The sequence below is a fragment of the Nocardia asiatica NBRC 100129 genome, from assembly GCF_000308415.1.
Classification (GTDB): domain Bacteria; phylum Actinomycetota; class Actinomycetes; order Mycobacteriales; family Mycobacteriaceae; genus Nocardia; species Nocardia asiatica.
Genome location: NZ_BAFS01000456.1, coordinates 1 through 21,860, shown reverse-complemented (window position 1 = coordinate 21,860; position 21,860 = coordinate 1). Strand labels below are relative to the sequence as shown.

The following is a 21,860-nucleotide window of genomic DNA, read 5'->3' as shown; positions in this document are numbered from 1 at the left end:
CAGCGCAGGCGCGCGCCGCGCCGACCTGCACATGAGCCCGCCGGCTGCGAAGAACCGCGGAACCGACGCGTGCGTTCCGTCGTGTCACCGACCCCCGACCACAAACCGACAACCACCTTGACTACCGTTTGGAGATCCGCAATGACGCAAAGTCCGGGAACCCCCTTTCACGAGGGCACTGTCACCACAGAGCAGCACACCCTCGTCTTCGCGGAGGCGGCGCCCGCCCATCCGAAATCGACCATTGTCTCCCTTCCCGGCTCCGCCGGGCTAGAGATGTCCACCGCGAAGGACGTCCTGGCCCAGCGCCATCGCGTGGTGGAGATCAACCCGCCCGGATGGGGAGAGCGCAACGACGTCACCGAACGGTCCCATCAGAGCACTCTGGGGCCGGTGCTGGCCGCGGCGATCGAGGAACTGGTGACGGGCCCCTTCTACTTGCTGGGGACGTCGATGGGCGGCGCCAACGCCCTGTACGTGGCATCGCTGCTGCCGGACCGTACCCAGGGCGTGATCTTGGAAGGGTCGATGGCACCGGTCCTGCCGCCGGAGGATATGCATCCCATGCCGTCCCCGCCCGAGGACGGTGGGTATCCACTGCCCGCGCCACATCCTCGGAAACCGTGGGCCACCAAGGACTTCGTCATGAACCAAATGCTGAACCGAGCCCGGCTGTTCGAGATCACCGAGGTCGACATGGATGCCGCCGACGCCATCGCAAAAGTCGTCGAGCATCACATTCCGGTGCTGGCCCTGCTCGGTGACGCGGATGAGATCCTGCGCCCGAGCCAAGAGAAGCGGATTCGCGAGCGGATTCCGCACGCACAGTTCCACCTGGTAGGGGGAGGCGGCCACGACCTGCAGAACACCGCCCCGGAGATCTTCGTGGAACTCGTGGAGGAATTCGTGAACTCGTAGCGGCATCTCGTCCACCACGCCGACAAGGCCTGGCGTACGCGCCGGATCACTTGTTGATGCGCGCCGTGACACGTCCAACTCTGGGTGGTGATTTATCTGTTCCCTACGATACATATTTCAGCAATGACTATGCTCAGTGACCGTACGCTCGAACTGCTGCGTGGGATTCAGATCCCCGCGATGCTCATCCCGAAGGCGATGGGCGGCCTCGGCATGTTCCCGCGCGACGCCCTTGCGGTCCTCGAGCGACTCGCTCAAATCGACTCATCCATCGGCTGGGTCGGCGGCAACTGGTCCGCCGTCGGAAGTCTCATCGGCTTCTTGGGAAAGGACGCAGGTCTTCGCCTCCTGGGCGACGGTCAGCCGTACATCGGGGCATCCGGTGCGCCCACGGGGCGCGCCGTCCCGGTGGAAGGCGGCTACCGGGAAACCGGTCGCTGGTCCTACGGCAGCGGCGATCTGCATGCCAAGTACATCATGGTCACTGCCGTTCAGGTGGGTGAGAACGGCGCCCCGGTGATGCAGCCGAACGGCATGCCGTCCATGCCGGTCTACATCATCGACGTCAAGGACGTCTCCTTCCACGGCAACCTCGCCGGCTGTCAGCACTTCATCGCCTCCGACGCCATTTATCCGGACGTGGCACGGGAACTGGTCGGCCTCGCGCCGGAGCATGTGGTGTGGTCGATCACTGGCCTGGCCGAAGTACAGGTCCACTAGAGCAACCGAAGCCGCTGAGGGCCTGCCCGGCCCCTCAGCCACCCAGCTGGGGCTTACATTCTCGGCCGGCGTGCATGGGAGCCGAGGAGCGCGGTGATCCTGCGCTCCTCGGCTTTCTCATTCCCTGTGTTTCCGCCCATCCGGAACGAGTCGAAGCGAACAGCGTTCGGCGGCGATCACCAGTCGGCCGCGCTGATCGAAGTCTCCGAGGTGGCCGGTCTCGCGAAGCGTCATGGCCGGGTCGAGGCCGAACAGGGCGGCCCGTCGCCACGCCGCGGCGATCTCCGGACGCTGCGGAGTCGCCTTGTCGTGAACACTCAGATGTCAATACTCAGCAAAGTGGGTGAGGACGGAGTCAGGCGACGCGGACCGACTGCTGCGGCGTGGGCCAGCCCGTATAGCCTTCGGCCAGGTAGCGAGAGCCGAATTCCGAGCCCACGATGGCATGCAATTCGCCGAGTTGGCGGCGTTCGTCGAAGTCACTGCCGTGCTCGTCGCGGTGCAGCAGTGTGGTCATCCAGTAGGAGAATTGCTGGGCTTTCCACACACGCGTGAGCGCTCGGGGTGTGTAGTCGTCCAGAACGGCGGCGTCGCGGTGACCGATCGCGCGTTCGAGTACTTCCGCCAGGACACCGACATCAGCGAGTGCGAGGTTGAGTCCTTTTGCGCCGGTCGGCGGAACGGTGTGGGCGGCGTCGCCGGCAAGCAACATGCGCCCGCGGCGCATCGGTTCCTGGACGAAGCTACGGAAGGGCAGGACCGTCTTCTCGAGGATCGGTCCCTCGCGCAGGCTGAAGCCGTCGGAGCCGGCCACACGCCGTTGCAGTTCGTCCCAGATCTGCTCGTCGGTCCAGTGTTCGACGCTCTCGCCCGGATCGCATTGGAAGTACATGCGCTGCACGGTGTCTGTGCGCCGACTGATGAGAGCGAACCCGTGGGGTGAGCGTGCGTAGATCAGTTCGGGTGAGCTGGGCGGCGCCTGTGCCAGGATCCCGAACCACGCGAAGGGATATTCGCGGAAGTACTGGGTGCGGTAGTCGGGCGCGACCTGTGCCCGGCACAGGCTGCGCGAGCCGTCGGCGCCGACGAGGTAGTCGCAGCGCAGTTCGGTCCGAGTGCCGTCGGCGTCGCTGAACCGAATGATCGGTCGGTCTGTGGTGAAATCCTCGATCGCGGTGTCGCGCACGCCGAAACGGACGTCGCCGCCGTCGCGCCCGCGCGCATCGGCCAGATCGACGAACACGTCGGTCTGCGGGTAGAGCCAGGTCGAGGCTCCGACCAGGTGTTGGAAGTCGACCCGGTGATCGGCGCCGTCGAAACGCAGGGAGATTCCGCGGTGTTCGTGGCCGTCGCGCAGAACACGATCGGAGACACCAGAATCCACGAGCAGTCGCACACTGTCCTGTTCCAGGATTCCCGCGCGGTGAGTGTTCTCGATCTCGCCGCGCTCACGGGTATCGATCGCGACGGAGTCGATGCCGGCCAGACCCAGCAGGTGTGACAGCATCAGCCCCGCGGGGCCCGCGCCGACGATGCCGACAGTCGTACGTTGGATTCGAGTCACCGTCACTGCTCCAGTTCTTGATCGTCGGCGGCGGCCTGGGCGCCGAGAATGTTTGCGGCCAAGCTGAATCCGTGGTTGGCGACCGGGACCCCGCAGTAGATCGCGCTCTGCAGGATGACCTCGGCGATCTCGTCGTCGGTCAGTCCGTTGCGCTTGGCCGCGCGCACGTGCATCTCGAACTCGCCCCAGTGCCGATTGGCCAACAGCGCGGTCAGTGTGGCGACGCTGCGCGTGCGACGATCGAGGCCGGGCCGCCACCAGATCTCGCCCCAGGCGTAGTGGGTGATCAGCAATTGGAAGTCGGTGGTGAACGGGGAACGGGCCGCCTCGACCCGGTCGACGTGGGCGTCACCGAGAACCTCCCGGCGAACCCGCATTCCGCGGTCGTACACTTCGTCGCTCATCACTTCTCCTCTGGCTCTGTGTCGGCGTAGCGTCGTAACACCAGGTCCACGAATTCGGCGGCGGATCCGGTGTAGGTGGCCGGATCGCCGGGGACACCTCTTTCGGCGAGCAGTTCCGCGGCCGCCACTGTCACGTGACCGTCGATTGCCCGCGTGTCGATCTCGAGTCCGGCGGTGAGTTCCGCGGTGTGCGCGGCCGCGGTGGTGACCAGGACCAACAGCTCGCGCAGTGACTCCCATTCGGCGTGCCACGCGCCGTCGGGGCGCTCATCGACCGCTTCCGCGGCGGACAGGTGCAGTTGAGCGCCCAGCAGCGGCGCCCGCAGCGCGGCGCGGCGGATCAGAACAGAGAGCACCGGATTCTGTTTGTGCGGCATCGTCGAGGACCCGCCCCGCCCGCGCGCAGGCGCTTCCCTGATCTCCCCGACTCCGGGGCGGGACAAGGCCAGTACGTCGGCGGCGATGACGCCGAACGCGTCGCAGGCGGTGACTGCCGCGTGTCCGATCCCGGTGATAGGAGCGCGGCGGGTGTGCCACGGCACCCCCGGGTCGGTCAGGCCGAGCCGACGGGCGAACGCCGCCACTGTCGCCTGCGGTCGCGAGGTTCGGGTTCCCAGCAACGCCAGTGTTCCTGCCGCGCCGCCACATTGGACCGGGAGTGTCGCGTTCGTCTGTTCGATCAGATCTCGGGCGTCGAGGATGCCGGCCAGCCACTGGGCGGCCTTCAGTCCGACGGTGATCGGTACGGCGTAGCGCCCGAGTGTGCGTCCGGCCATCACGATGTCGCGATGGGTCCCTGCGAGATCGGCGAGCGCTCGCGCGCTCGCCGACAGGTTCGCCCGCATGTGGTCGAAGGCGTCGCGGGTGAGCAGGACCAGGGCGGTGTCGAGCACGTCTTGACTGGTCAGACCGAAGTGGACCAGCGCGGCCGCCTCGGGATTGGGCACTTCGGCGCGCAGAGCTGAAATAAGAGGGCCCACGGGGTTGCCGACGGCTTCGGTCGGCTCGGCCAGCGCGGCGGGATCGAGGTTGCATCGAATCGCTGCGGTGGCGACCGCTTGAGCTTGGGCGAGGGTCGCGACACCGGTCTCGGCGAGGGCGGCCGACCAGGCGACCTCGATGGTGCGCATGACGGTGACCAGCGCTTCGTCGTCGAACTGGGCGGCCACCCGGTGACTGCCGGGGGACAGCAGGCTCATGGGGTCCGTCCGTGGCGCGGGAAGCTGAGGAACACGGTTTCCCGTTCGCCTTGCAGATGGATGTCGAAACGCAGGTCACCGGTTTCGGTGCGTTCAGCGACCAGAGTCCGCAGCCGGTGGGGCGGCAGGTCGGCGAAGGCCGGGGCACGATCGAGCAACGCTCGATGCTCGGGCAGGTAGACCCGGGTGAACAGGCAATCGAGAAGTCCGCGAGCGAAGACCACCACCGAGATGAACGGCGGAACATCCCCTGCCGACGCGCCAGGCTCGCAGGTTGTGAACGAGTATCGGCCGTCCGAATCGACCGCGACGCGCCCCCACCCGGTGAAATGGCCGTCTCGGCGCAGCGAGCCCGGCACGGCGCTCATGGCGCCGTCGATGCCGGCCTGGCGGATCTCGAGCAGCGCGTCCGGTACGGGAGTCCCCTCGCCGTCGAACACGGTTCCGTGCAGATGTATCGCTCGGTGATCGGCGGGGCCGACGAGTTCGTGACCGCGCTCGTAGGGCAGCGCGTAGCCGTAGAACGGGCCGATGGTCTGCCCGGGGGTGGTCATCTGGTCAGTCATGCTGGGCCTCCAGCGGGGTCTGGTGTGTCCCGGTGAGCACGATGTCCCAGCGGTAGCCCAGCAACCGTTCGTGTTCGGACAGGTCGTGGTCGTAGTCGGCGACCAGCAGACGACGCGCGGCCGGATCGGTGATGGACTGGTAGATGGGGTCGAACTCGAAAAGCGGATCGGCCGGGAAGTACATCTGGGTGATCAGGCGCTGGGTGAACTCGGTGCCGAACAGCGAGAAGTGGATGTGCGCCGGTCGCCAGGCGTTGTGATGATTTCGCCACGGATACGGCCCGGGTTTGATAGTGGTGAAGGAGTACCGGCCCTCGCTGTCGGTCAGGCATCGGCCGACGCCTGTGAAGTGCGGATCCAGGGGCGCGGGGTGTTGGTCGCGCTTGTGCACGTATCGGCCTGCGGCGTTGGCCTGCCAGATCTCCACGAGTTGGCGGCGTACCGGGCGTCCGTCGCCGTCGAGCACGCGGCCGGTGACCCGGATGCGTTCGCCGATCGGCTCGCCGCGGTCCTGAATCGTCAGATCGGCTTCCAGGGGGTCGACATCGCAGTGCCCGAACACCGGTGCCACCAACTCGACCCCTTCGGGGTCCAGATGATGGAAGCTCTTGGTCGGGTGGCGTAGCAGTGAACTCCGGTAGGCGCCGAAATCCAGGCGCGGCCGATGCCCGAGGTGTCCGCCGATGCGAGCGCGGGCGATTTCCACGTTGATCTCGGCTTGCGAAGACAGCGCCGCGGGCGCGGCGGGCGGTGGAGCGTTCATGCAGGCGACGGTAGGAAATACGAGAGGTCACGTCTACGATGGATTTCCACTGAGTGAAAAAGGATGCTGGATAGGGTCATGGCAGGAAACACCTCCCGCCCAGGTGAGTCGACGGTCGACCGGGTCTTGGCCGTGCTGAGCGCCTTCGATGATCGGCATCGCGTACTCACCCTCTCGGAGTTGGCCGCGCGCGCCGGAGTCCCGCTGTCGACCGCCCACCGCCATGTCGCGGCGATGGTGCGCGGCGGGGCGCTGGCCCGCCGGAGCGACGGACGCTTCACCGTGGGTCGGCTGATCTGGAGCCTGGGGTTGCTGGCGCCCGCGCAGACCGGGCTGCGACAGGCGGCCGAACCTTTCCTGCACGATATCTACGGCGCGACCCTGGCGACGGTGCACTTGGCGGTGCGCGAGGGTGAGCAGGTGCTATACCTGGATCGGTTGGCCGGACACGCCTCGATTCCGGTAGTGAGCCGAGTCGGAAGCAAGTTGCCGCTGCACGCCACCGGCGTCGGCAAAGTTCTGCTGGCCCACGCGCCCGAGGACGTGCGCCTTCGCGTCCTGGGATCGTTGCGCCGGATCACCCCCTACACCGTGGTCCAGGCAAGCAGGTTGCAGGAGCAATTGGATCGAGTCGTCAGGGACGGCTACGCGACCACCGCTGAGGAGATGACACTGGGCGCCTGCTCGGTCGCCGTCCCGATAAGGAACGAATCCGAGGTGGTGGCCGCGCTCGGCATCGTGGTCTCGAATCTGGCCCGGGATCGACGACGCCTAGCGGCCGCCCTGCAGGTCGCCGCGCAGGGGATATCTCGCACTCTCGGGACCGAGCCGAGATAGCCCGACCGCGGTCGAGCCCGACGGATGTGGCGGCCGGCGACACTGATCCATCGAACAGCGGTTCAGCCCGCGAATGAGTCTGTGGGAGGGGCCGATCGAGTCACGCGACCAGACCCTCCACCACTAGAGACCATCGGGACGATTCGACGCGACGACGATGTGCGCAGCCGTAGCCGCTCGCACATCGTCGACGGAGATCCCGTCGGGAGTCTCGATCAGCACCAGACCTTCGGCGGTGACGTCGAGGACGGCCATGTCGGTGATGATCCGGTGCACGCACGCCTTTCCGGTCAAGGGAAGGGTGCATTGTTCGACGATCTTGGGTTCGCCGCGTCTCGACACGTGCTCCATCATCACGATGACGCGCCTGGCGCCGTGGACCAGGTCCATCGCGCCGCCCATGCCTTTGACCATGGCGCCGGGGATCATCCAGTTCGCGAGGTCGCCGCCGGCGCTGACCTGCATCGCGCCCAGTACCGCCACGTCGACCTGGCCGCCGCGGATCATGCCGAAGGATTGGGCGGAGTCGAAGAACGACGCCCCCGGCAGCACGGTGATGGTCTCCTTGCCGGCGTTGATGAGTTCCGGGTCGAGATCGGCCTCGGTCGGATACGGGCCAACCCCGAGAACGCCGTTCTCCGAATGCAGTACGACGGTGATGTCGGTGGGCAGGTAGTTCGGAACCAGCGTCGGCATGCCGATGCCGAGATTGACGTACTGCCCGTCGCGCAGTTCACGGGCGACCCGCGCGGCCATCTGCTCGCGGGTCAGTTTTCCTGTGATCGTCGTGCTCATGAGCGCACCGTCCGCTGTTCGATTCCTACCGACACCGGCCCGACCGGCACTACGCGCTGGACATGTATTCCGGGAGTGTGGATCTCGTCGGGCGCGAGTTCGCCGGGTTCGACCAGGTGTTCCACCTGCGCGATGGTGATCCGGCCCGCAGCCGCGGCGGGCGGATTGAAGTTCTGGGCGCTGACGCGGTAGACCAGATTGCCGTGCGCGTCGCCCTTCCAGGCGTGCACGAGCGCGAAGTCGGCGACGATCGCGCGTTCGAGAACGTAGCGGACGCCATCGAACTCGCGTTGCTCCTTGGGCGGGCTCTCGAGGGCGATACCGCCCTCGCCGTCGTAGCGCAATGGCAGTCCGCCGTCGGCGACCTGGGTGCCTACCCCGGCGGGCGTGAAGAACGCCGGAATGCCGGCCCCGCCCGCGCGCATCCGCTCGGCCAGGGTCCCCTGCGGAGTCAACTCGACTTCGAGTTCACCGGCGAGGTATTGGCGGGCGAACTCCTTGTTCGCGCCGACGTAGGAGCTGATCGTGCGTCGGATCCGGCGCTGGGTCAGCAGTCGTCCCAGCCCGAAGCCGTCGGTGCCGCAGTTGTTGCTGATCGTCTCCAGATCGGTGGCGCCCTGTTCGAGCAGCGCGTTGATCAAGATCTCCGGAACCGCCCACCAGGCCGAAACCGCCCACCGCGATGGACGCGCCGTCGGGGATGTCGGCCACCGCGGCAGCGGGGGACGTCACGACTTTGTTCATCATGAGCCACACCCTACGCCGTAGCGTTCTCAATGTGAACATTCATCCGCATGACGAACATTCTGCCTTGATATGCGAGCGACGGGGCCCGTAGATTGTTCGATGATCGCAGGATTGTTCACATAGCGAACGGAGGACGGATGGTCATCGACCTCGCTCACACGCGCTACAACGGCCCCCCTGGCTCGGAAGTCGTCGTTCTACTCGGCTCGCTGGGGTCGACCCGCAAGATGTGGGGCCAGCAGATGTCGGGCCTGTCCTCGGTGGCGACAGTCCTCGCGGTCGATATCCGGGGACACGGCGGAACACCGGCGCCGCCCGGGCCGTACCGGATCGCCGACCTCGGCAGGGACGTGCTGGGACTGCTCGACGCGCTCGGGTACGAGAAGGTGCACCTGGTGGGCTTGTCACTGGGCGGGGCCATCGCGCAATGGCTCGCGATCAACCACCCACGGCGGGTACACACCCTGTCGCTACTGTGCACCGCGGCCAAGTTCGGGCACTCCAGCGCGTGGGTCGAGCGCGCGGCGGTGGTGCGGCGCGACGGGATCGCTTCTCTCGCTACCTCGGTCGTCGGCCGCTGGTTCACCGCCGAATTCGCGTCCACCCACCCCCAGGTGGCGCAGGAATGCTCGGCCATGGTGAAAGCCACCGACGACGAGGGTTATGCCGCCTGCTGTGAAGCGCTGTCCGAGTGGGACTCCCGAGTCGACCTGAGCACCGTACAGGCCCCGACGCTCCTGATCGCCGGTACGCAGGATCCGGCGACCACACCGGCCGACTTGGCCGTGATCGCCGAGCGCGTGCCCCGAGCCACACTGCATGTATTGAACCCGGGGGCCCACCTGGTGAGCATCGAGCAGGCCGATCGGGTCACCGCCCTGATCCGCGATCACATCAGCACCGAGGAGATCACCCGATGAGCGCCGAGCGTCCCGATGCCGACGGGCTCGCCCAGTCCGCGGACTACGTCCAGTCTCTGGCCCGCGGCCTGGCAGTCATCCGCGCCTTCGACTCCGAGCGCCCGCGCCAGAGCTTGTCCGATGTCGCCCGCGCGACCGGATTGACCCGAGCCACCGCGCGCCGATTCCTGCTGACGCTGGCCGAACTGGGCTACGTCCGCGCCGACGGCTCGTCCTTCGAGCTGACCCCTCGGGTCCTGGACCTGGGTTACGCCTACCTGTCGAGCCTGGAACTGCCCGAAATCGCCGCACCTCATCTGGAATCGCTCAGCGCCGCGGTCGGCGAATCGTCGTCGGTATCGATCCTCGACGGCGACGATGTCGTCTACGTCGCTCGCGTCGCCGTCTCACGGATCATGACGGTCTCCATCAGCATCGGTACCCGCTTCCCCGCCTACGCCACCTCCATGGGACGGGTGTTGTTGGCCGATCTGTCCGAGCCCGAACTCGACCGATACCTGGGCCGGACCTCGTTCACCGATCTGACCGGCCGCACCATCGTGACTGCCGAGGGCCTGCGCGAACATCTCGCCGCGACCCGCGCTCACGGCTACTGCGTCGTCGACCAGGAACTCGAGGTCGGCCTGCGCTCGCTGGCCGCGCCCATTCACGCCCCGGACGGCCGGGTGATCGCCGCGCTCAACATCTCCACACCCGCCGCCCGGTACTCCCTGAACGACCTGACCGAGAAACTCATCCCGCCACTGCGCCACACCGCCGGCTCCATTGACGCCGACCTGGCGCGGGTCGACGCCAACCGAGGACAAGCCCATGCCTGACGCCGTCATCTGCGAACCGCTGCGCACCCCTGTCGGACGCTTCGGAGGGGTCTTCAAAGACATCCCCGTACAGACTCTCGCCGCCACCGTCATCACCGAAATCATGTCCCGCGCACGAATTCCCGTGCACTACGTCGATGACGTCATCATCGGGCAGGCATCGCCGAACGGCGAAGCCCCCGCCCTGGGCCGCGTGGCCGCCCTCGACGCCGGACTCGGCATCGATGTGCCCGGCCAACAAGTCGACCGTCGATGCGGCTCGGGCCTGCAGGCTGTCATCAACGCCTGCATGCAGGTCGCGACCGGCGCGAGCGACCTGATCCTGGCGGGCGGCGCCGAATCCATGAGCGGCGCCGAATTCTATTCGACCGGCATGCGCTGGGAAGTCCGCACCGAATCGATCGGGCTGAACGATCGTCTCGCGCGCGCTCGCGTCACCGCGGGCGGCGCGCTGTTCCCGGTGCCCGGCGGGATGATCGAGACCGCCGAGAATCTGCGTGCCCAGTACGCGATCAGCCGCGACGACCAGGACGCCTTCGCCGTTCAGTCTCACCAGCGCGCGACCGCCGCGCAACGCAGCGGCGTCTTCGCCGAGGAGATCGTTCCCGTCCACGTGCCGCAGCGCCGCGGCGAACCCGCGGCTGTCGACACCGACGAGCATCCCCGCGCCGACACCAGCCTCAAGTCCTTGTCCCAGCTGCGACCGATCCGCGGCCGCGTCGAACCCGGGGCGACAGTCACCGCGGGCAACGCCAGCGGTCAGAACGACGGAGCGGCGCTGTGCATCGTGACGACCCCGGAGATGGCGTCCCGACTCGACCTGCGCCCCCTGGTCCGGCTCGCGGCGTGGAACGTCGCGGGCGTCGCACCGAAGACGATGGGAATCGGGCCGGTCCCGGCCACCGCCGCGGCCCTGGATTCGGCCGGCCTGACACTGGACGACATCGACGTCATCGAACTCAACGAAGCCTTCGCCGCTCAAGCGCTGGCTGTGCTCACCGAGTGGAAGATCGCCCCCGATGATCCCCGGCTCAACCCACACGGCTCCGGGATTTCGCTCGGCCACCCGGTCGGCGCCACCGGTGCTCGAATCCTCACGACCCTGGCACGTGAGATGACCCGTCGTCGAGCACGGTACGGCCTGGAGACGATGTGCATCGGCGGTGGCCAGGGACTGGCCGCGATCTTCGAGTCGGTATGACCGCATAGCGACGAAGCCGTGCGCCCACTTCCGGGCGCACGGGCCTCGCTCGACCTACCGCCGAACGTGTGCCGATTCCACCGGGATCAATGGCCGTATCACCCGATGGCAGGATATCGAGTTCGCTCCACCGTGCCTGTACCGGTTGCACAGCCGCGTCGCCCTCAGGGCCATCTCCCTCCGCAGGGGTATACGCCAGGCCGCGATCACGACGCCGATCCCGGCGCGTTCCACACGGAAATCGTCTACGCCCTCACACCCGAGACCGAGCATTCGGTACACGACTTCTGGATGGTCGCCCGCGACTTCGCAGTCGATGACCCCGAGGTCAGCGAGTATCTGCACACCAACAATCACACGGTCGTCATGCAGGATGTGCACGCCCTCGAGTTGGTGGAGCAAGTCATCGCCGAAGAAGAAGCCACGGGCGGCACCGTTCAGGAACTGTCGATCAACATCGACACCGGCGCACTGGTCGCCCGCGCGCGCTCAGCGGCACCGAGTCGGAGAGCATCCGTCCACCCGGTAGAGATCGACAGCCTCTTCGGGGACGTGAAGCACGCTGGACCCCGAAACTCCTACAACCGCCGTCAGATCGAACTCACGATCGGATGGGCGACACCCTCCAACTGCCGCTTACGCCAGGCCTGGTGATCGTCCTCGCGCGCGCGGAACTCCGGAATCACTTCCTTGGCGAGGATTTCCAACGACTCCATCGCGTGCTCGTGCGAGATCCCGACGTCGTAGCGCATGATGACGCCATCGACGTGGGCATCTTCGTAGCTCTTCAGTACGGAGATCGCCTTCTCGGGACCGGCCATGAGAACGCCCGGCAGGTCGGCGAAGTTCGCGCCCATCCCCAACATCAACGGTTTCGACTCCTCGGGGATCGGCGCGTCCAAGCGGATGTCGCGCCGCCCCGCCTTGAAGTCGAGGAAAGCGTCGTAGAGATGATGCTGGGGATCGTTCACACCGAAGACCGCACCTCCGGTGAGACCGAAACCGAAGAATTCCATTCCCGAACGAGCGCGTTCTTCGGCCTGCTCGTCGGTGCGGGCAAGCAGAACACTGAGGTTGACGAAGACGGCGGGGTTGACGCCACGCCCAACCGGGTCGACGCGATCGGAGCGCAACGCCGCCCAGTAGTTTTCCACGTCCGTCGCGGCCGCTTCCGGCCCAGCGATGGACAACATCAGAACACCGAGGCCACGCTCGGCGACTTCGGCGGTCTGGCCGGGTACGGCAACAGAGGTCCACAGCGGCGGGTGCGGGTCCTGATATGACTTCGGAACCACGTTCACCGACTGATAGGTGAAGAATTCGTTGTCCACCCCACCCCAGACGCCACGAGTGGCCAGGATGTCCGCCGAGATCCGAGCGGAGGCCGCGGCCACCTCACGGCGGCTGCCCGCGAACTCCGAACGCATCAGCGGCGCCACCTCGGCATCGGTGCCACCACCGAACCCGAACTCCGTCCGACCACCGGTGAGCTGATCGAGCGTCGCGATCCGCTCCGCGGTACGAACCGGGTCGTTGTGCGAAGCGTGAACGATGCCGGTGCCCAGACGAATCTTGCTGGTACTGGCCGCGATAGCGCCGAGCAGAACCTCCGGAGCCGAGTTGTGCGCATACTCCGGCATGAAATGGTGCTCCCCCAGGAACACATAGTCCAGACCGAGGCTGTCCGCGTACCGGATCTGCTCGAGCATCTCCAGGAACGCCGAACGCTCCTGCTCGGGCTCCCAATCCGGCTGCCCGGACGGCTTGGGAATGATCGGGTTGAAGAAAAGTCCGAACTTCATTGTTCCTCCGAATCGAACTGCGATGCCCGCACGCCTGCGAGCACCGTTGGCTCAGTAATATATCACTGATGCAGCGAAGACGCGTGCAATATCTCTGGTGATATATGAAAGGTGCGCGGCCCTGCGGCTGCTTGCTGCGGCACGGCCGCAGCAAGCAGGGTGTGCCGCTCCGACCCGGCGGACTTCTTCGACGCCCCGCTTGCGCGCAACGTGACGTTCATCGGCGCACACTCGCCCATGACGGGAGCGACAGGGGTTGACCGGAGCGAACAGACTCTCTACCCTGCAACATCAGAAGGCATGGCTTGCTATTTCATATCTGTTGATCAGGCGTATCCAGCAACCCCGGGTGAGGCCGCGTAGTTCAGGCGCGTCATGACCTGGCGGGTGCGAGGGCCGGATGGTACTTCCAACTCGCCGAATCCTGATCTGCTCGAGGGACGAAGGGTGTGAGCGAGCTATTCGACCCTGGAGTGAACGGCGGTGCACGGTCCCATCGATGACAGTCGCCTCGAACAGCACGCCACATGGCGGTTGACACCGACTATGGTCTGGAATAAATTACCGGGAATCATACCGACTTGTCGGTCCACCATACGGACCATTATCCGCTCGCAAATATTCAGACGAGTAGTCGGCGATTCTGGACAAACAAAGTGACCATCAGCGCTGAAACTTGAGCGGGCCATCTCAGCTAATCACGATCAGATCAGGACACCCGAATGTCGGACGCAGACAGCCGCAAACTATTCGACTCACTCCTGGCGTCCGCTCGGCGACTTTCATTCGACCCCAGGCAGGCAAGGTTACAGGAGAGCGCACCATCGGATGGGCGCCAGTACGGTATGACGCCTGAATGGTCTCCACTTTTCGGCACACCGATCTGGCAGTCCCTGTCCGAGACCGACCGCGCCAGATTGACCAGGCGCGAAGTCACCCATTTCCTGGGCGTAGCGATCTGGCTGGAGCTGAGTTTACAAGTAGCCCTGCTACGGTTGAACTACTCGACGCCTCCGAATCGTCCTGATATGCAATTTCTCCTCAACGAATGCGCTGATGAGAATATGCATTCCCTGATGTTCGTGGGTGCCATAGATCAACTCGGCACAGACCTCTACGAGCTGGACAGATCGACAAGGTTTTTCGGCTGGATGTTTCGGATGCTCGCCTGGGAGGAAGTTGCCTACGGAGTCGTACTCGCGGGCGAAGAGATCTTCGATGTGATGCAGCGTGACTGGATGGCCACCGACGGTGTCGCCGAGGTGGTGCGGAAGACCTCCTACATTCACGTCGTCGAGGAGTCACGCCATATGGCTTTCGCTCGTCGCAAAGTAAGCGATCGAATGGCGGCAGCCTCGGCTCTACGCCGTTGGGTCAGCACCGTACTCATCGCAATTGGCGCCCACGTCGTGGCTAAGGCTCTGATCAACCGCCAGGTATACGAGGGCGCGGAGCTGGATTGGACGGCAGTGAAGGCCAGTATAGACAGCAACGAGCACCACAAAATGATGTTCAGAACGGCAACCGCGGCATTCATCGACTTCCAACAGAAGGCCCGACTGATGAACCGTACAGCCCACTGGATCTACCGCAAATCCAACCTGGCCTGAGACGGGAATCGAGACGCCGATGCCGCACATAATTCTCGGACACTGCTGCAAAGACGCTTCTTGCGTTGGAGTGTGTCCGCAGAACTGCATCCACCCCACCCCCGGTGAGCCGGGATACGCATCTTCAGCGACTTTATACATCGACCCTCGAGCGTGCATCGACTGCACCGCGTGCGTTGATGCCTGCCCAGCGTCGGCGATAAAGGCAGGAGATGATTCGGACCCACTGGACGCACAGATACTCCAGCGCAGTACAGAGCATTTCGCCGGCATGCCCGAATTTCATCCCCCTGCCCTGCGCACCGCTTTCGACTCTGCGCTGCAGCCCTCCGGGATCCCGCACAGCATCGCGATCGTCGGCGCCGGTGCCGCCGGGCTCTACACGGTTCGCGAATTGCTGCGCCGATCAGGTTCGGTGCGCATCACAGTTTTCGAGCAGCGCGGTGAGGTCGGCGGTCTACTCAGGACGGCCGTCTCGCGCGCACATCAGGCGGTTCCAGAGATGGTCGACTACCTCGGCCCCTCCCTGCGGGATGACCGTGTGGAGCTCGTCAGGACGACTCGGATCGGGCACGACATCTCAGTTGCCCGACTCAGATCCTCCTACGATGCGGTCATACTCGCCTGTGGAGCGAGTCAGCCGCGCCGGGTCGACGGTCTCCCACCGCACTCCGACCGTGTACACCAGGCGATCGATCTGCTGAGCGAGCACAGCGAGAGCGAATCCGATCACCGACCTGCCGACCGTCTCGGATCGGTCTGTGTAATCATCGGTGCGGGAAACGTCGCCATGGACGCCGTGCGCCGCATCGTCGAGCGCAATCGGACAGCCACCGACGGCTCCCGCGTCACGGATATCTTCGTCATCTCTCGTTCTCCTGCCAGTCGACCGGCTTTCACATTTTCCTCACTACAGGAATTGCGTTCGATGGCGGATATCGAACTGCTGATCGATCCGGGGAGTGATGATTCCGCCGGCGTGGACGAAATCCTGTCGGACCTCCCGGTCTCTCGCGACGCCGACGCCCGCAGCGGTTCCCTGACGCAGGATCACGACAATACGCTTCGGATTGTCCTGTGCTTCGACCGTACGGTGATCGAATTCGTCGAAATCGACGGAAAGATCATGTGCGTGATGGCAGATGCGCGCCACTCACTGTGCGCGGATTCGGTGGTCATGGCCGTGGGGTTTCTGCCCGCACAGTTGGACGGCATCCCGCTCGATGATGGGTTGCGCGTGCTGAATCGCCGAGGCAGAATCCTGTCACCCCAGACCGGAGAGCCTCAGCCCGGTTTGTACGTGGTCGGTTGGGCCAAGCGCGGCGCTGTCGGTGGTGTCGGTGAGAATTGCCGATGCGCCGCCGAGACGGTGGAGCAGTTGGTCGCGGATCTATCCGCCGCTCCGTGTCGCCCGAGGCCCGACGTGGTATCTCTCGCCCCGACGCGACCTGACGTCCGCTCCGACCTACCGACCGATTGCCGGGCGCTGCCGTCCTGCCGGAGCGCGATCGATAGGTGGGACTCGGGACCATAGGTCCAGCACCAGCCGCGAACCAGGGGAACGCGAACAGCAGGTCATCATCAGATCGTTCGCTTCCTGTTCGGTGACGGTGAGCAGGCTGTCGCGGTGTTCGGGTTCACCGTCGAGCACCACCGTTTCGCACGTACCGCAGGTGCCTTGACGGCAAGCCGACAGCACAGAGACGCCCGACGCCTCGAGTGCGTCCAATATCGATTCTCCGGGTACGACAGTCACGGTGACACCGGCTTGCGCGCACTCGACCTCGAAGGCCGCATCCTCACCCGACTCGAAGTGTTTGGGGGCGAATCTCTCGACGTGCAGCGTGTTGTGCGGCCAGTCGACGCAATATTCTTCGACTGCGGTCAGCAGAGTTTCGGGGCCGCAGCAATAGACCACGGTGCCTATCCGAGGCGTCGCGAGCAAGGTGGGGAGATCGACCCGTGGGCCGCGGTCTCGCGCGTAGACGTCGATGGGTCCCAGCATGGACAACTCGTCTGTGTAGGCCATACCCGCCGCTGTCCGGCCGAGATAGGCCAATGACCACTCGGCACCGGTCGCGGCCACCGATCGAATAATCGAAAGCAGTGGTGTGATCCCGGTCCCGCCCGCGACAAACACTTATTTATCGGCCGCAACCAGAGGAAAGCTGTTGCGTGGCCCCCGGATTCGCAACCGGTCCCCGATCGCCAAGCGCGTGTGCACATAGTCCGAGCCACCCCGGCCTTTCCTCGTGCAATATCGCGATCGTCAGGCTGCGCCCGTCCTCGTGGTCTCCGCACAGCGAATACTGACGGACGGTGTCTTCGTCGAGGAAGACATCGATGTGCGCCCCTGGCCGCCATTTCGGAATCTCGCCGTCTGTGGGGCGGCGCAGAATTAGTTCGACCACACGGTCGGCGATGTTGCGACGGGCGGCAATCTCGACTTCGATCGTCCTGCACCACCTGGCCGTTCAGCGACCCGGTGATCTGCAGATCGGCTCGGCGCCGCCGAGCCGATCAGCGGGCACCACCATGGGGCCCAACGGGGTCAGCCCGTCCCACGCCTTACCAGCGGTGCGTTGACTGGTGAAGAATTGATAGTCGCGCGCCGAACCGTCGTTGGCCGCGGTGTAGCCGAACACCACTGTCGCCACGTCTTCGCGAACGACACGCCTGCACTGCTTGCCAATGATCACCGCCAGCTCGCTCTCGAAGTCGATCTGATCGGACTCGGGCGGCAGCGGGATGTCGGCATAGGGACCGGACAGTGCGTTGTCCCATTTCGCGGACAAGTCCGGGTATTCGGGTGCGGCGCTGCGTCCGGCCTCACTGACGTGCGCCATGTAGTTCTGCCCGATGCACACGATCTTGCGCGGCCTGGCGACCGGGCTGAGCAAGGTGCTCGAGTCCACCAGGACCGTCACGCCCGCCACGATCCGTTCGAGCTCACCGCCGGCCGCGACGAGGAGTTCGGGCAGATCGACGAAGGTCTCACCGTCCACAGTGGCGATTCGAGCTTCCTGGGCGTTCTCGGCGATAGGCACCATCGTGGGGGTGGCGTCGACGAACTCACCGCATCTTCCGGGCTCGGTGCCGGGTTCGCATCGTGAACCGCTGGACCGATTGCTGTAGCTGTGGCACACTGTGCCCAGGTGGTCGAGCGCGAGCATTCGCGAACTACCGCCTATATGCAGCAACAAGTGTCGGATACGCCCTACGGCCGACCGACCGGTAGAACCTCGGAGGTGATGACGGAGGGCCAGCGCGCCAAGGTGCGCAGGACTCGAAGATGGGAATCCCGTATATAGGCGCGGACGTGTTTTGCCATCGCGTCGCCGTTCCTGGCCGAAATATCGGGCAGCAACTCCGGCGATATCGCGAATATTTCGCCTTCGAGCAACTCGGAGTCAATCACCAGCGCCCACACCCGAGCCAGCTCGGCGGAGATCTGGACCAAGTTGGTGCGGAAATAGACATTGCCGGTCGCGTCCGCGAGATCGTTGAAAATGCGATCCGCCAGCGCTACCCCCTTGGCCGCCCGCTCGCGCACGGTCCCCGGATCATTCACCAGACGCAATGCCTTCTCGGCCGTAGCGACGATCTCCGCCAGCTGGGCATCGGTGGCGCGAATTACCCCTTGACGGGCCATATCGGGTGCGATGAGTAGCCAGAACTCGAACAGATCATCGACCGCTTTGATGGTCAGCGGCTTGACCCGATATCCCTTACGCGGCACCGTCTGGATCAAGCCTTCGTGATCCAGCCTTGTCAGCGCTTCGCGAATCGGCGAGGCGCCGAAGCCCGTCGACTCGGCGAGGCCGCGCTCGGTGAACCGCTCCCCCGGAGCCAGCCGACAGGCGACGATATCGTCCCTGATGTGGCGATACGCCGCCTCACCCAGCGGTAGCGCGTTCTTATTCGATGCCGACATAGTTCCTCGCTTCGTCTCGGGCTTTCACAGTGCGCACCTCACCACGGCGAGCACGCGGTGAGGAACACTCCGAGTGAAATTTCACGATAGCAGATCCGACTACCGCGACCGATCTTCGCCGGAAGCGGTGTCCACGTCGCTGTCCAGGGCGTCGCACCGTATCCGGCTGCCACGGCGGCCTGATTCCGATCGCCGGGACCGCGCGACCCGCCACCAATCACGCCAGCACCGCGAGCATGATCGCGAGCAGATCAGCGACAACACGACGAACAGCCCACGCCAATCCGTCACATGCAACAGTTGCGCGCCCAGCACCGGAGCCAGCACCGGTGCGACACCCGACACCAGCATGAGCAAGAGCATGGAGAAAGCCCAGGCGAGCCGGTCGCTGTCGAACAGATCCTTCACCATCGCCCGGGCGATGACGATCCCGGCGCCGCACGCGACCCCCTGGCGAACCGAGCACTCGTCAGGATCCAGATCGTCGGGGCCATCGCGCACAGCACCGAGGTCAGCGCGTATGCGACCAGACCGACCAGAAGCGGGATCCTGCGCCCGTATCGGTCGCTGATCGGGCCGACGAAGAACTGACCTGCCGCCATCCCGAGCATGCACCCCGTGACGGTCAACTACGCGGCGGCCGGGGCGGTATCCACATCCCGCGCCAGCGCGGGCAGTGCAGGCAGATAGAGGTCGAGCGATAGCGGCCCGAACGCGGACAGCGCTCCCGGTATCAGGAGGAGTCGAGTCGGGACAGCGCGTGCGTTCATCGAGTCTTTCACCTATCGAGCCGAAAAGAACCGGACGGGCCGCCCAGTTGGAGCAGCGGTCTGCCTCTTTGGGAGCGACCCCGTCGGGACCGGAGAGCACACTTGCTCGCTGAAGCATCAGACATTATCGTATGAAATATCAAGACTGTGACCGAGGGCACCTCTGTCATTGACCCGGACGCCGGGTAACCGAAGACTCGAAGGAGAGCACCGTGGACGAAACAGGTCAGCAAGCCGATCTCCCTGGCGGTGTTGTTCGGCACGGACGCGGCGGATCGATCCCGGCGCCCGTCACACGTCCCGACTTCGGACGTCGGCCCGCGAGCGAGAACGATGACGATCTGCGAAACGCGTTCCGCGATGTGATGGCCTCGGTATGCACACCGGTCTCGGTCATCACCGCGATGGGCGATGGACTGCCTTACGGCACCACAGTGAGCGCGTTCGCCTCGCTGTCGATGACGCCGCCGATGGTGCTCGTCTCACTTGATCGCGCTTCGCGACTGCTAACGGTCATACGGGAGACCGAACAGTTCGGCGTCAACGTACTCAGCAGCGGCCAGGCGGGCCTCGCGGGCGTCTTCGCGACCAAAAGCGGAACGGACAAGTTCGCGGGCGTCGAGTGGTTCGAGGAAACCTCGGTTCCGCGCTTGCCCGAGGCGACCGGCTTCCTTTCCTGTACTGCCACGCAATTCGTGGACGGCGGCGACCACGTTGTCGTCCTCGGTGCCGTTCGTGCCGCAGAACACGCCGTACGAGCCCCGCTGACCTACCACCGCCGGATCTTCGGCACCCATGCGGCGTTGAGCGAGCACGCCGGATGACCGCACCGATACTTCCCGATCCCCTTCGCCGTGCGGCGAAGGGGTTGACTGAGGGTCGCATGGTCGTCCTCACCGATCTCGAGCGGTCCGACAGTGCGAGTCATCTCGTCGCTGCCGCCGAACTGCTCGATGACAACGCCGTGCGATTCATGACCCGACACAGCGCGGGCATCATCTACGCACCGCTTCCAGACGAACGCGCAGATCGACTCGCGCTCGCGCCCATGGTGTCCGATCCAACTGCCGACGAGCCTGCCGGCACCGTCAGTATGGATTTCGACGTCACCGCCTCTGGAGCGTCCGTGAGCGCGCGCGCCGCAACCATTCGCGCACTCGCCCACCCGGAATCCGCACCCCACGAATTTCGGCGGCCCGGTCACGTCTTCCCACTGCGTGCCCGCCGCGGCGGAGTCCTGGCACATGCCGGGCACACCGAGGCGACAGTCGATCTGCTGGGCATGGCGGGACTGTCCGGCGTCGGAGCCACGGCCGAGTTGGTGACCGAGACCGGCGACCTCCTGTTGGGTGAAGAGGTGGGCAGCTTCGCCGACGAATTCGATCTGCCGACCATCACGGTCACCGACATCGTCCGCCATCGGCGGATCACCGAGTTCCGTATCGAGCCCGGTGCGACCGCGCGAATGCCGACCGCGTTCGGAACCTTTCGCGCGACGGGTTTTCGCGACGTCATCGACGGCGCCGAACACCTCGCACTCGTCGCGGGGAATGTGGCGCTCACGGACGAATCCGCCGATGGATTCGCGGTGCATGTCCACCGCGAATGTCCGATCGGCGACACTTTCGGCGCGCGCGGATGTCTCTGTTCCGCACAGCTCCGACAGTCCATGCGCGCCGTCGCGGCGGCGGGCGCGGGCGTGATCGTCTATCTGCGCACCGGTCACCAGGTCGGCCTGCTGAGCCGTATCGCGGCGCGGCACCAAGACCTCGAGGAGCGTGACCTCGATGACAGCGCCCAGATCCTGCGTGGTCTCGGCATCGGCCGTGTCCGACCGCTCAGCGACGCCCCTGCTCTATACGACCGCTTGGCCGACCACGGTATCGAGATCGTGTCGGTCGACCTCGCCCGAGCGATTCCGACACCCCGACAGGCGTGGTCAGACAACCTATCCGGCGCGATCGACGTGGTCGCAGCGGGCTGACCCATATCAGCGACGGGCGGTCCGACCGGCCCGAACTCCATCAATCAACACTGCATGAGGATTTTCAATGACATCGACCCGCGGGCTCTTGATCAACGGCGCCGAGGTGGACGCGCAGTCCGGAAAGACGACAGAGGTCCGCAATCCGCACACCGGCACTCTTTATGCGACGGTTGCCGCGGCCGCGCCGCAAGACGTGAGTTCTGCCGTGGCCGCGGCGGCGGCGGCGGCGCCGGCCTGGGCCGCGCTCCCCCCGTACCGCCGTCGCGCGATCTTGTCCAAGGCGGGCGACCTCCTCGAACAGCGGC

25 protein-coding genes and 1 pseudogene are annotated in these 21,860 nt (G+C 65.4%); 12 read left to right on the top strand and 14 right to left on the bottom strand.

Translation table 11 applies throughout. From position 1 onward, the window contains the following. Positions 1-141 precede the first annotated feature (141 nt). Entirely contained in the window at positions 142-918 is a 777-nt protein-coding gene (locus tag ON27_RS34875) for an alpha/beta fold hydrolase (protein WP_083888042.1), read from the top strand. Between the two features lie 87 nt (positions 919-1,005). Continuing rightward, on the top strand, positions 1,006-1,638 hold the full coding sequence (locus tag ON27_RS34870) for an acyl-CoA dehydrogenase family protein (protein ID WP_157227701.1): 633 nt from the start codon (positions 1,006-1,008) through the stop codon (positions 1,636-1,638). Positions 1,639-1,993: 355 nt separating this feature from the next. On the opposite strand, the gene ON27_RS34865 is transcribed toward ON27_RS34870, so the two are convergent. Genes ON27_RS34865 through pcaH form a run of 5 tightly spaced genes read right to left on the bottom strand, consistent with a single transcriptional unit; the run spans position 1,994 to position 6,134 of the window. Beyond that, on the bottom strand, positions 1,994-3,208 hold the full coding sequence (locus ON27_RS34865) for a 4-hydroxybenzoate 3-monooxygenase (protein WP_043737387.1): 1,215 nt from the start codon (positions 3,206-3,208) through the stop codon (positions 1,994-1,996). Next, entirely contained in the window at positions 3,205-3,606 is a 402-nt protein-coding gene (pcaC, locus tag ON27_RS34860; protein ID WP_043737385.1) for a 4-carboxymuconolactone decarboxylase, read from the bottom strand. Before pcaC ends, ON27_RS34865 begins: the two co-directional genes overlap by 4 nt. Beyond that, on the bottom strand, positions 3,606-4,805 hold the full coding sequence (locus tag ON27_RS34855; protein WP_043737382.1) for a lyase family protein: 1,200 nt from the start codon (positions 4,803-4,805) through the stop codon (positions 3,606-3,608). The genes pcaC and ON27_RS34855 overlap by 1 nt, the downstream gene beginning before the upstream one ends. Next, positions 4,802-5,371 (bottom strand): protocatechuate 3,4-dioxygenase subunit alpha, encoded by a 570-nt coding sequence (gene pcaG, locus ON27_RS34850; protein WP_043737380.1) that lies wholly within the window; start codon positions 5,369-5,371, stop codon positions 4,802-4,804. Before pcaG ends, ON27_RS34855 begins: the two co-directional genes overlap by 4 nt. Continuing rightward, complete coding sequence (gene pcaH, locus ON27_RS34845) at positions 5,364-6,134, bottom strand: protocatechuate 3,4-dioxygenase subunit beta (protein ID WP_043737377.1); 771 nt, start codon at positions 6,132-6,134, stop codon at positions 5,364-5,366. Before pcaH ends, pcaG begins: the two co-directional genes overlap by 8 nt. A gap of 78 nt (positions 6,135-6,212) precedes the next feature. Here pcaH and ON27_RS34840 point away from each other — a divergent pair, with 78 nt between their 5' ends. Then, positions 6,213-6,971, top strand: coding sequence for an IclR family transcriptional regulator (locus tag ON27_RS34840; protein ID WP_043737415.1), 759 nt, complete (start codon positions 6,213-6,215; stop codon positions 6,969-6,971). 123 nt (positions 6,972-7,094) lie between these two features. On the opposite strand, the gene ON27_RS34835 is transcribed toward ON27_RS34840, so the two are convergent. Continuing rightward, positions 7,095-7,766 (bottom strand): CoA transferase subunit B, encoded by a 672-nt coding sequence (locus tag ON27_RS34835; RefSeq protein ID WP_043737374.1) that lies wholly within the window; start codon positions 7,764-7,766, stop codon positions 7,095-7,097. Next, positions 7,763-8,513 (bottom strand): annotated as a pseudogene (locus tag ON27_RS34830) (CoA transferase subunit A). Before ON27_RS34830 ends, ON27_RS34835 begins: the two are co-directional and overlap by 4 nt. Before the next feature lie 137 nt (positions 8,514-8,650). Here ON27_RS34830 and pcaD point away from each other — a divergent pair. The 4 genes from pcaD (at position 8,651) to ON27_RS44210 (ending at position 12,106) form a co-directional block, all read left to right on the top strand. Continuing rightward, positions 8,651-9,433 carry a 3-oxoadipate enol-lactonase gene (gene pcaD / locus ON27_RS34825; RefSeq protein ID WP_051047340.1) on the top strand — a complete coding sequence of 261 codons (783 nt, stop codon included), beginning with the start codon at positions 8,651-8,653 and terminating at the stop codon, positions 9,431-9,433. Beyond that, positions 9,430-10,251 carry an IclR family transcriptional regulator domain-containing protein gene (locus ON27_RS34820; RefSeq protein ID WP_043737371.1) on the top strand — a complete coding sequence of 274 codons (822 nt, stop codon included), beginning with the start codon at positions 9,430-9,432 and terminating at the stop codon, positions 10,249-10,251. The genes pcaD and ON27_RS34820 overlap by 4 nt, the downstream gene beginning before the upstream one ends. Next, entirely contained in the window at positions 10,244-11,452 is a 1,209-nt protein-coding gene (locus tag ON27_RS34815) for an acetyl-CoA C-acetyltransferase (protein WP_043737368.1), read from the top strand. Before ON27_RS34820 ends, ON27_RS34815 begins: the two co-directional genes overlap by 8 nt. 105 nt (positions 11,453-11,557) lie before the next feature. Next, positions 11,558-12,106 carry a hypothetical protein gene (locus ON27_RS44210; RefSeq protein ID WP_245560511.1) on the top strand — a complete coding sequence of 183 codons (549 nt, stop codon included), beginning with the start codon at positions 11,558-11,560 and terminating at the stop codon, positions 12,104-12,106. On the opposite strand, the gene ON27_RS34805 is transcribed toward ON27_RS44210, so the two are convergent. Next, positions 12,043-13,254 (bottom strand): LLM class flavin-dependent oxidoreductase, encoded by a 1,212-nt coding sequence (locus ON27_RS34805; protein WP_043737362.1) that lies wholly within the window; start codon positions 13,252-13,254, stop codon positions 12,043-12,045. The two genes, ON27_RS44210 and ON27_RS34805, sit on opposite strands and share 64 nt — an antisense overlap. Before the next feature lie 722 nt (positions 13,255-13,976). Between ON27_RS34805 and ON27_RS34800 the strand changes: the two genes are divergently transcribed. Together ON27_RS34800 and ON27_RS42095 are read left to right on the top strand one after the other, a co-directional pair. Next, entirely contained in the window at positions 13,977-14,864 is an 888-nt protein-coding gene (locus ON27_RS34800) for a diiron oxygenase (RefSeq protein ID WP_043737360.1), read from the top strand. 19 nt (positions 14,865-14,883) lie between these two features. Next, entirely contained in the window at positions 14,884-16,398 is a 1,515-nt protein-coding gene (locus ON27_RS42095; RefSeq protein ID WP_083888041.1) for an FAD-dependent oxidoreductase, read from the top strand. Here the strand turns inward: ON27_RS42095 and ON27_RS45645 are convergent. The 6 genes from ON27_RS45645 to ON27_RS44500 form a co-directional block, all read right to left on the bottom strand. Further along, positions 16,330-16,950 (bottom strand): flavin reductase family protein, encoded by a 621-nt coding sequence (locus ON27_RS45645; protein WP_063711433.1) that lies wholly within the window; start codon positions 16,948-16,950, stop codon positions 16,330-16,332. The genes ON27_RS42095 and ON27_RS45645 overlap by 69 nt on opposite strands. Positions 16,951-17,338: 388 nt before the next feature. After that, on the bottom strand, positions 17,339-18,037 hold the full coding sequence (locus ON27_RS40435; protein ID WP_051047339.1) for a fumarylacetoacetate hydrolase family protein: 699 nt from the start codon (positions 18,035-18,037) through the stop codon (positions 17,339-17,341). A 44-nt stretch (positions 18,038-18,081) separates the two neighbouring features. Further along, positions 18,082-18,798, bottom strand: a complete 717-nt coding sequence (locus ON27_RS40430; protein ID WP_051047338.1) for a GntR family transcriptional regulator — start codon at positions 18,796-18,798, stop codon at positions 18,082-18,084. A 99-nt stretch (positions 18,799-18,897) separates the two neighbouring features. Beyond that, positions 18,898-19,299: an MFS transporter gene (locus ON27_RS44510; RefSeq protein WP_051047337.1), complete on the bottom strand. Its 402-nt coding sequence runs from the start codon at positions 19,297-19,299 to the stop codon at positions 18,898-18,900. Next, complete coding sequence (locus ON27_RS46010) at positions 19,203-19,409, bottom strand: MFS transporter (protein ID WP_083888039.1); 207 nt, start codon at positions 19,407-19,409, stop codon at positions 19,203-19,205. The genes ON27_RS44510 and ON27_RS46010 overlap by 97 nt, the downstream gene beginning before the upstream one ends. An 18-nt stretch (positions 19,410-19,427) precedes the next feature. Beyond that, the gene (locus ON27_RS44500; protein WP_218003092.1) at positions 19,428-19,568 is read right to left on the bottom strand and encodes a hypothetical protein; all 141 of its coding nucleotides are present in this window, start codon (positions 19,566-19,568) and stop codon (positions 19,428-19,430) included. A 365-nt stretch (positions 19,569-19,933) separates the two neighbouring features. Here ON27_RS44500 and ON27_RS34770 point away from each other — a divergent pair, with 365 nt between their 5' ends. From ON27_RS34770 to ON27_RS34760, 3 genes are all read left to right on the top strand, one after another. Beyond that, positions 19,934-20,392, top strand: a complete 459-nt coding sequence (locus ON27_RS34770; RefSeq protein WP_051047344.1) for a flavin reductase family protein — start codon at positions 19,934-19,936, stop codon at positions 20,390-20,392. Next, positions 20,389-21,552: a 3,4-dihydroxy-2-butanone-4-phosphate synthase gene (locus ON27_RS34765; RefSeq protein WP_083888038.1), complete on the top strand. Its 1,164-nt coding sequence runs from the start codon at positions 20,389-20,391 to the stop codon at positions 21,550-21,552. The genes ON27_RS34770 and ON27_RS34765 overlap by 4 nt, the downstream gene beginning before the upstream one ends. Positions 21,553-21,619: 67 nt before the next feature. Further along, on the top strand, positions 21,620-21,860 hold a 241-nt coding region (locus tag ON27_RS34760), incomplete at its 3' end, for an aldehyde dehydrogenase family protein (protein WP_157227699.1).

Coding starts and splice junctions, on each gene's coding strand:
- ON27_RS40430 (WP_051047338.1), bottom strand. CDS start 18,798: ATGTCGGCATCGAATAAGAACGCGCTACCGCTGGGTGAGGCGGCGTAT.
- ON27_RS34840 (WP_043737415.1), top strand. CDS start 6,213: ATGGCAGGAAACACCTCCCGCCCAGGTGAGTCGACGGTCGACCGGGTC.
- ON27_RS40435 (WP_051047339.1), bottom strand. CDS start 18,037: ATGCTCGCGCTCGACCACCTGGGCACAGTGTGCCACAGCTACAGCAAT.
- ON27_RS46010 (WP_083888039.1), bottom strand. CDS start 19,409: ATGCTCGGGATGGCGGCAGGTCAGTTCTTCGTCGGCCCGATCAGCGAC.
- ON27_RS44210 (WP_245560511.1), top strand. CDS start 11,558: ATGGCAGGATATCGAGTTCGCTCCACCGTGCCTGTACCGGTTGCACAG.
- ON27_RS34800 (WP_043737360.1), top strand. CDS start 13,977: ATGTCGGACGCAGACAGCCGCAAACTATTCGACTCACTCCTGGCGTCC.
- pcaD (WP_051047340.1), top strand. CDS start 8,651: ATGGTCATCGACCTCGCTCACACGCGCTACAACGGCCCCCCTGGCTCG.
- ON27_RS42095 (WP_083888041.1), top strand. CDS start 14,884: ATGCCGCACATAATTCTCGGACACTGCTGCAAAGACGCTTCTTGCGTT.
- ON27_RS34805 (WP_043737362.1), bottom strand. CDS start 13,254: ATGAAGTTCGGACTTTTCTTCAACCCGATCATTCCCAAGCCGTCCGGG.
- pcaG (WP_043737380.1), bottom strand. CDS start 5,371: ATGACTGACCAGATGACCACCCCCGGGCAGACCATCGGCCCGTTCTAC.
- ON27_RS34770 (WP_051047344.1), top strand. CDS start 19,934: ATGGCCTCGGTATGCACACCGGTCTCGGTCATCACCGCGATGGGCGAT.
- ON27_RS34815 (WP_043737368.1), top strand. CDS start 10,244: ATGCCTGACGCCGTCATCTGCGAACCGCTGCGCACCCCTGTCGGACGC.
- ON27_RS44500 (WP_218003092.1), bottom strand. CDS start 19,568: ATGAACGCACGCGCTGTCCCGACTCGACTCCTCCTGATACCGGGAGCG.
- ON27_RS34765 (WP_083888038.1), top strand. CDS start 20,389: ATGACCGCACCGATACTTCCCGATCCCCTTCGCCGTGCGGCGAAGGGG.
- pcaC (WP_043737385.1), bottom strand. CDS start 3,606: ATGAGCGACGAAGTGTACGACCGCGGAATGCGGGTTCGCCGGGAGGTT.
- ON27_RS34835 (WP_043737374.1), bottom strand. CDS start 7,766: ATGAGCACGACGATCACAGGAAAACTGACCCGCGAGCAGATGGCCGCG.
- ON27_RS34820 (WP_043737371.1), top strand. CDS start 9,430: ATGAGCGCCGAGCGTCCCGATGCCGACGGGCTCGCCCAGTCCGCGGAC.
- ON27_RS34875 (WP_083888042.1), top strand. CDS start 142: ATGACGCAAAGTCCGGGAACCCCCTTTCACGAGGGCACTGTCACCACA.
- ON27_RS34855 (WP_043737382.1), bottom strand. CDS start 4,805: ATGAGCCTGCTGTCCCCCGGCAGTCACCGGGTGGCCGCCCAGTTCGAC.
- pcaH (WP_043737377.1), bottom strand. CDS start 6,134: ATGAACGCTCCACCGCCCGCCGCGCCCGCGGCGCTGTCTTCGCAAGCC.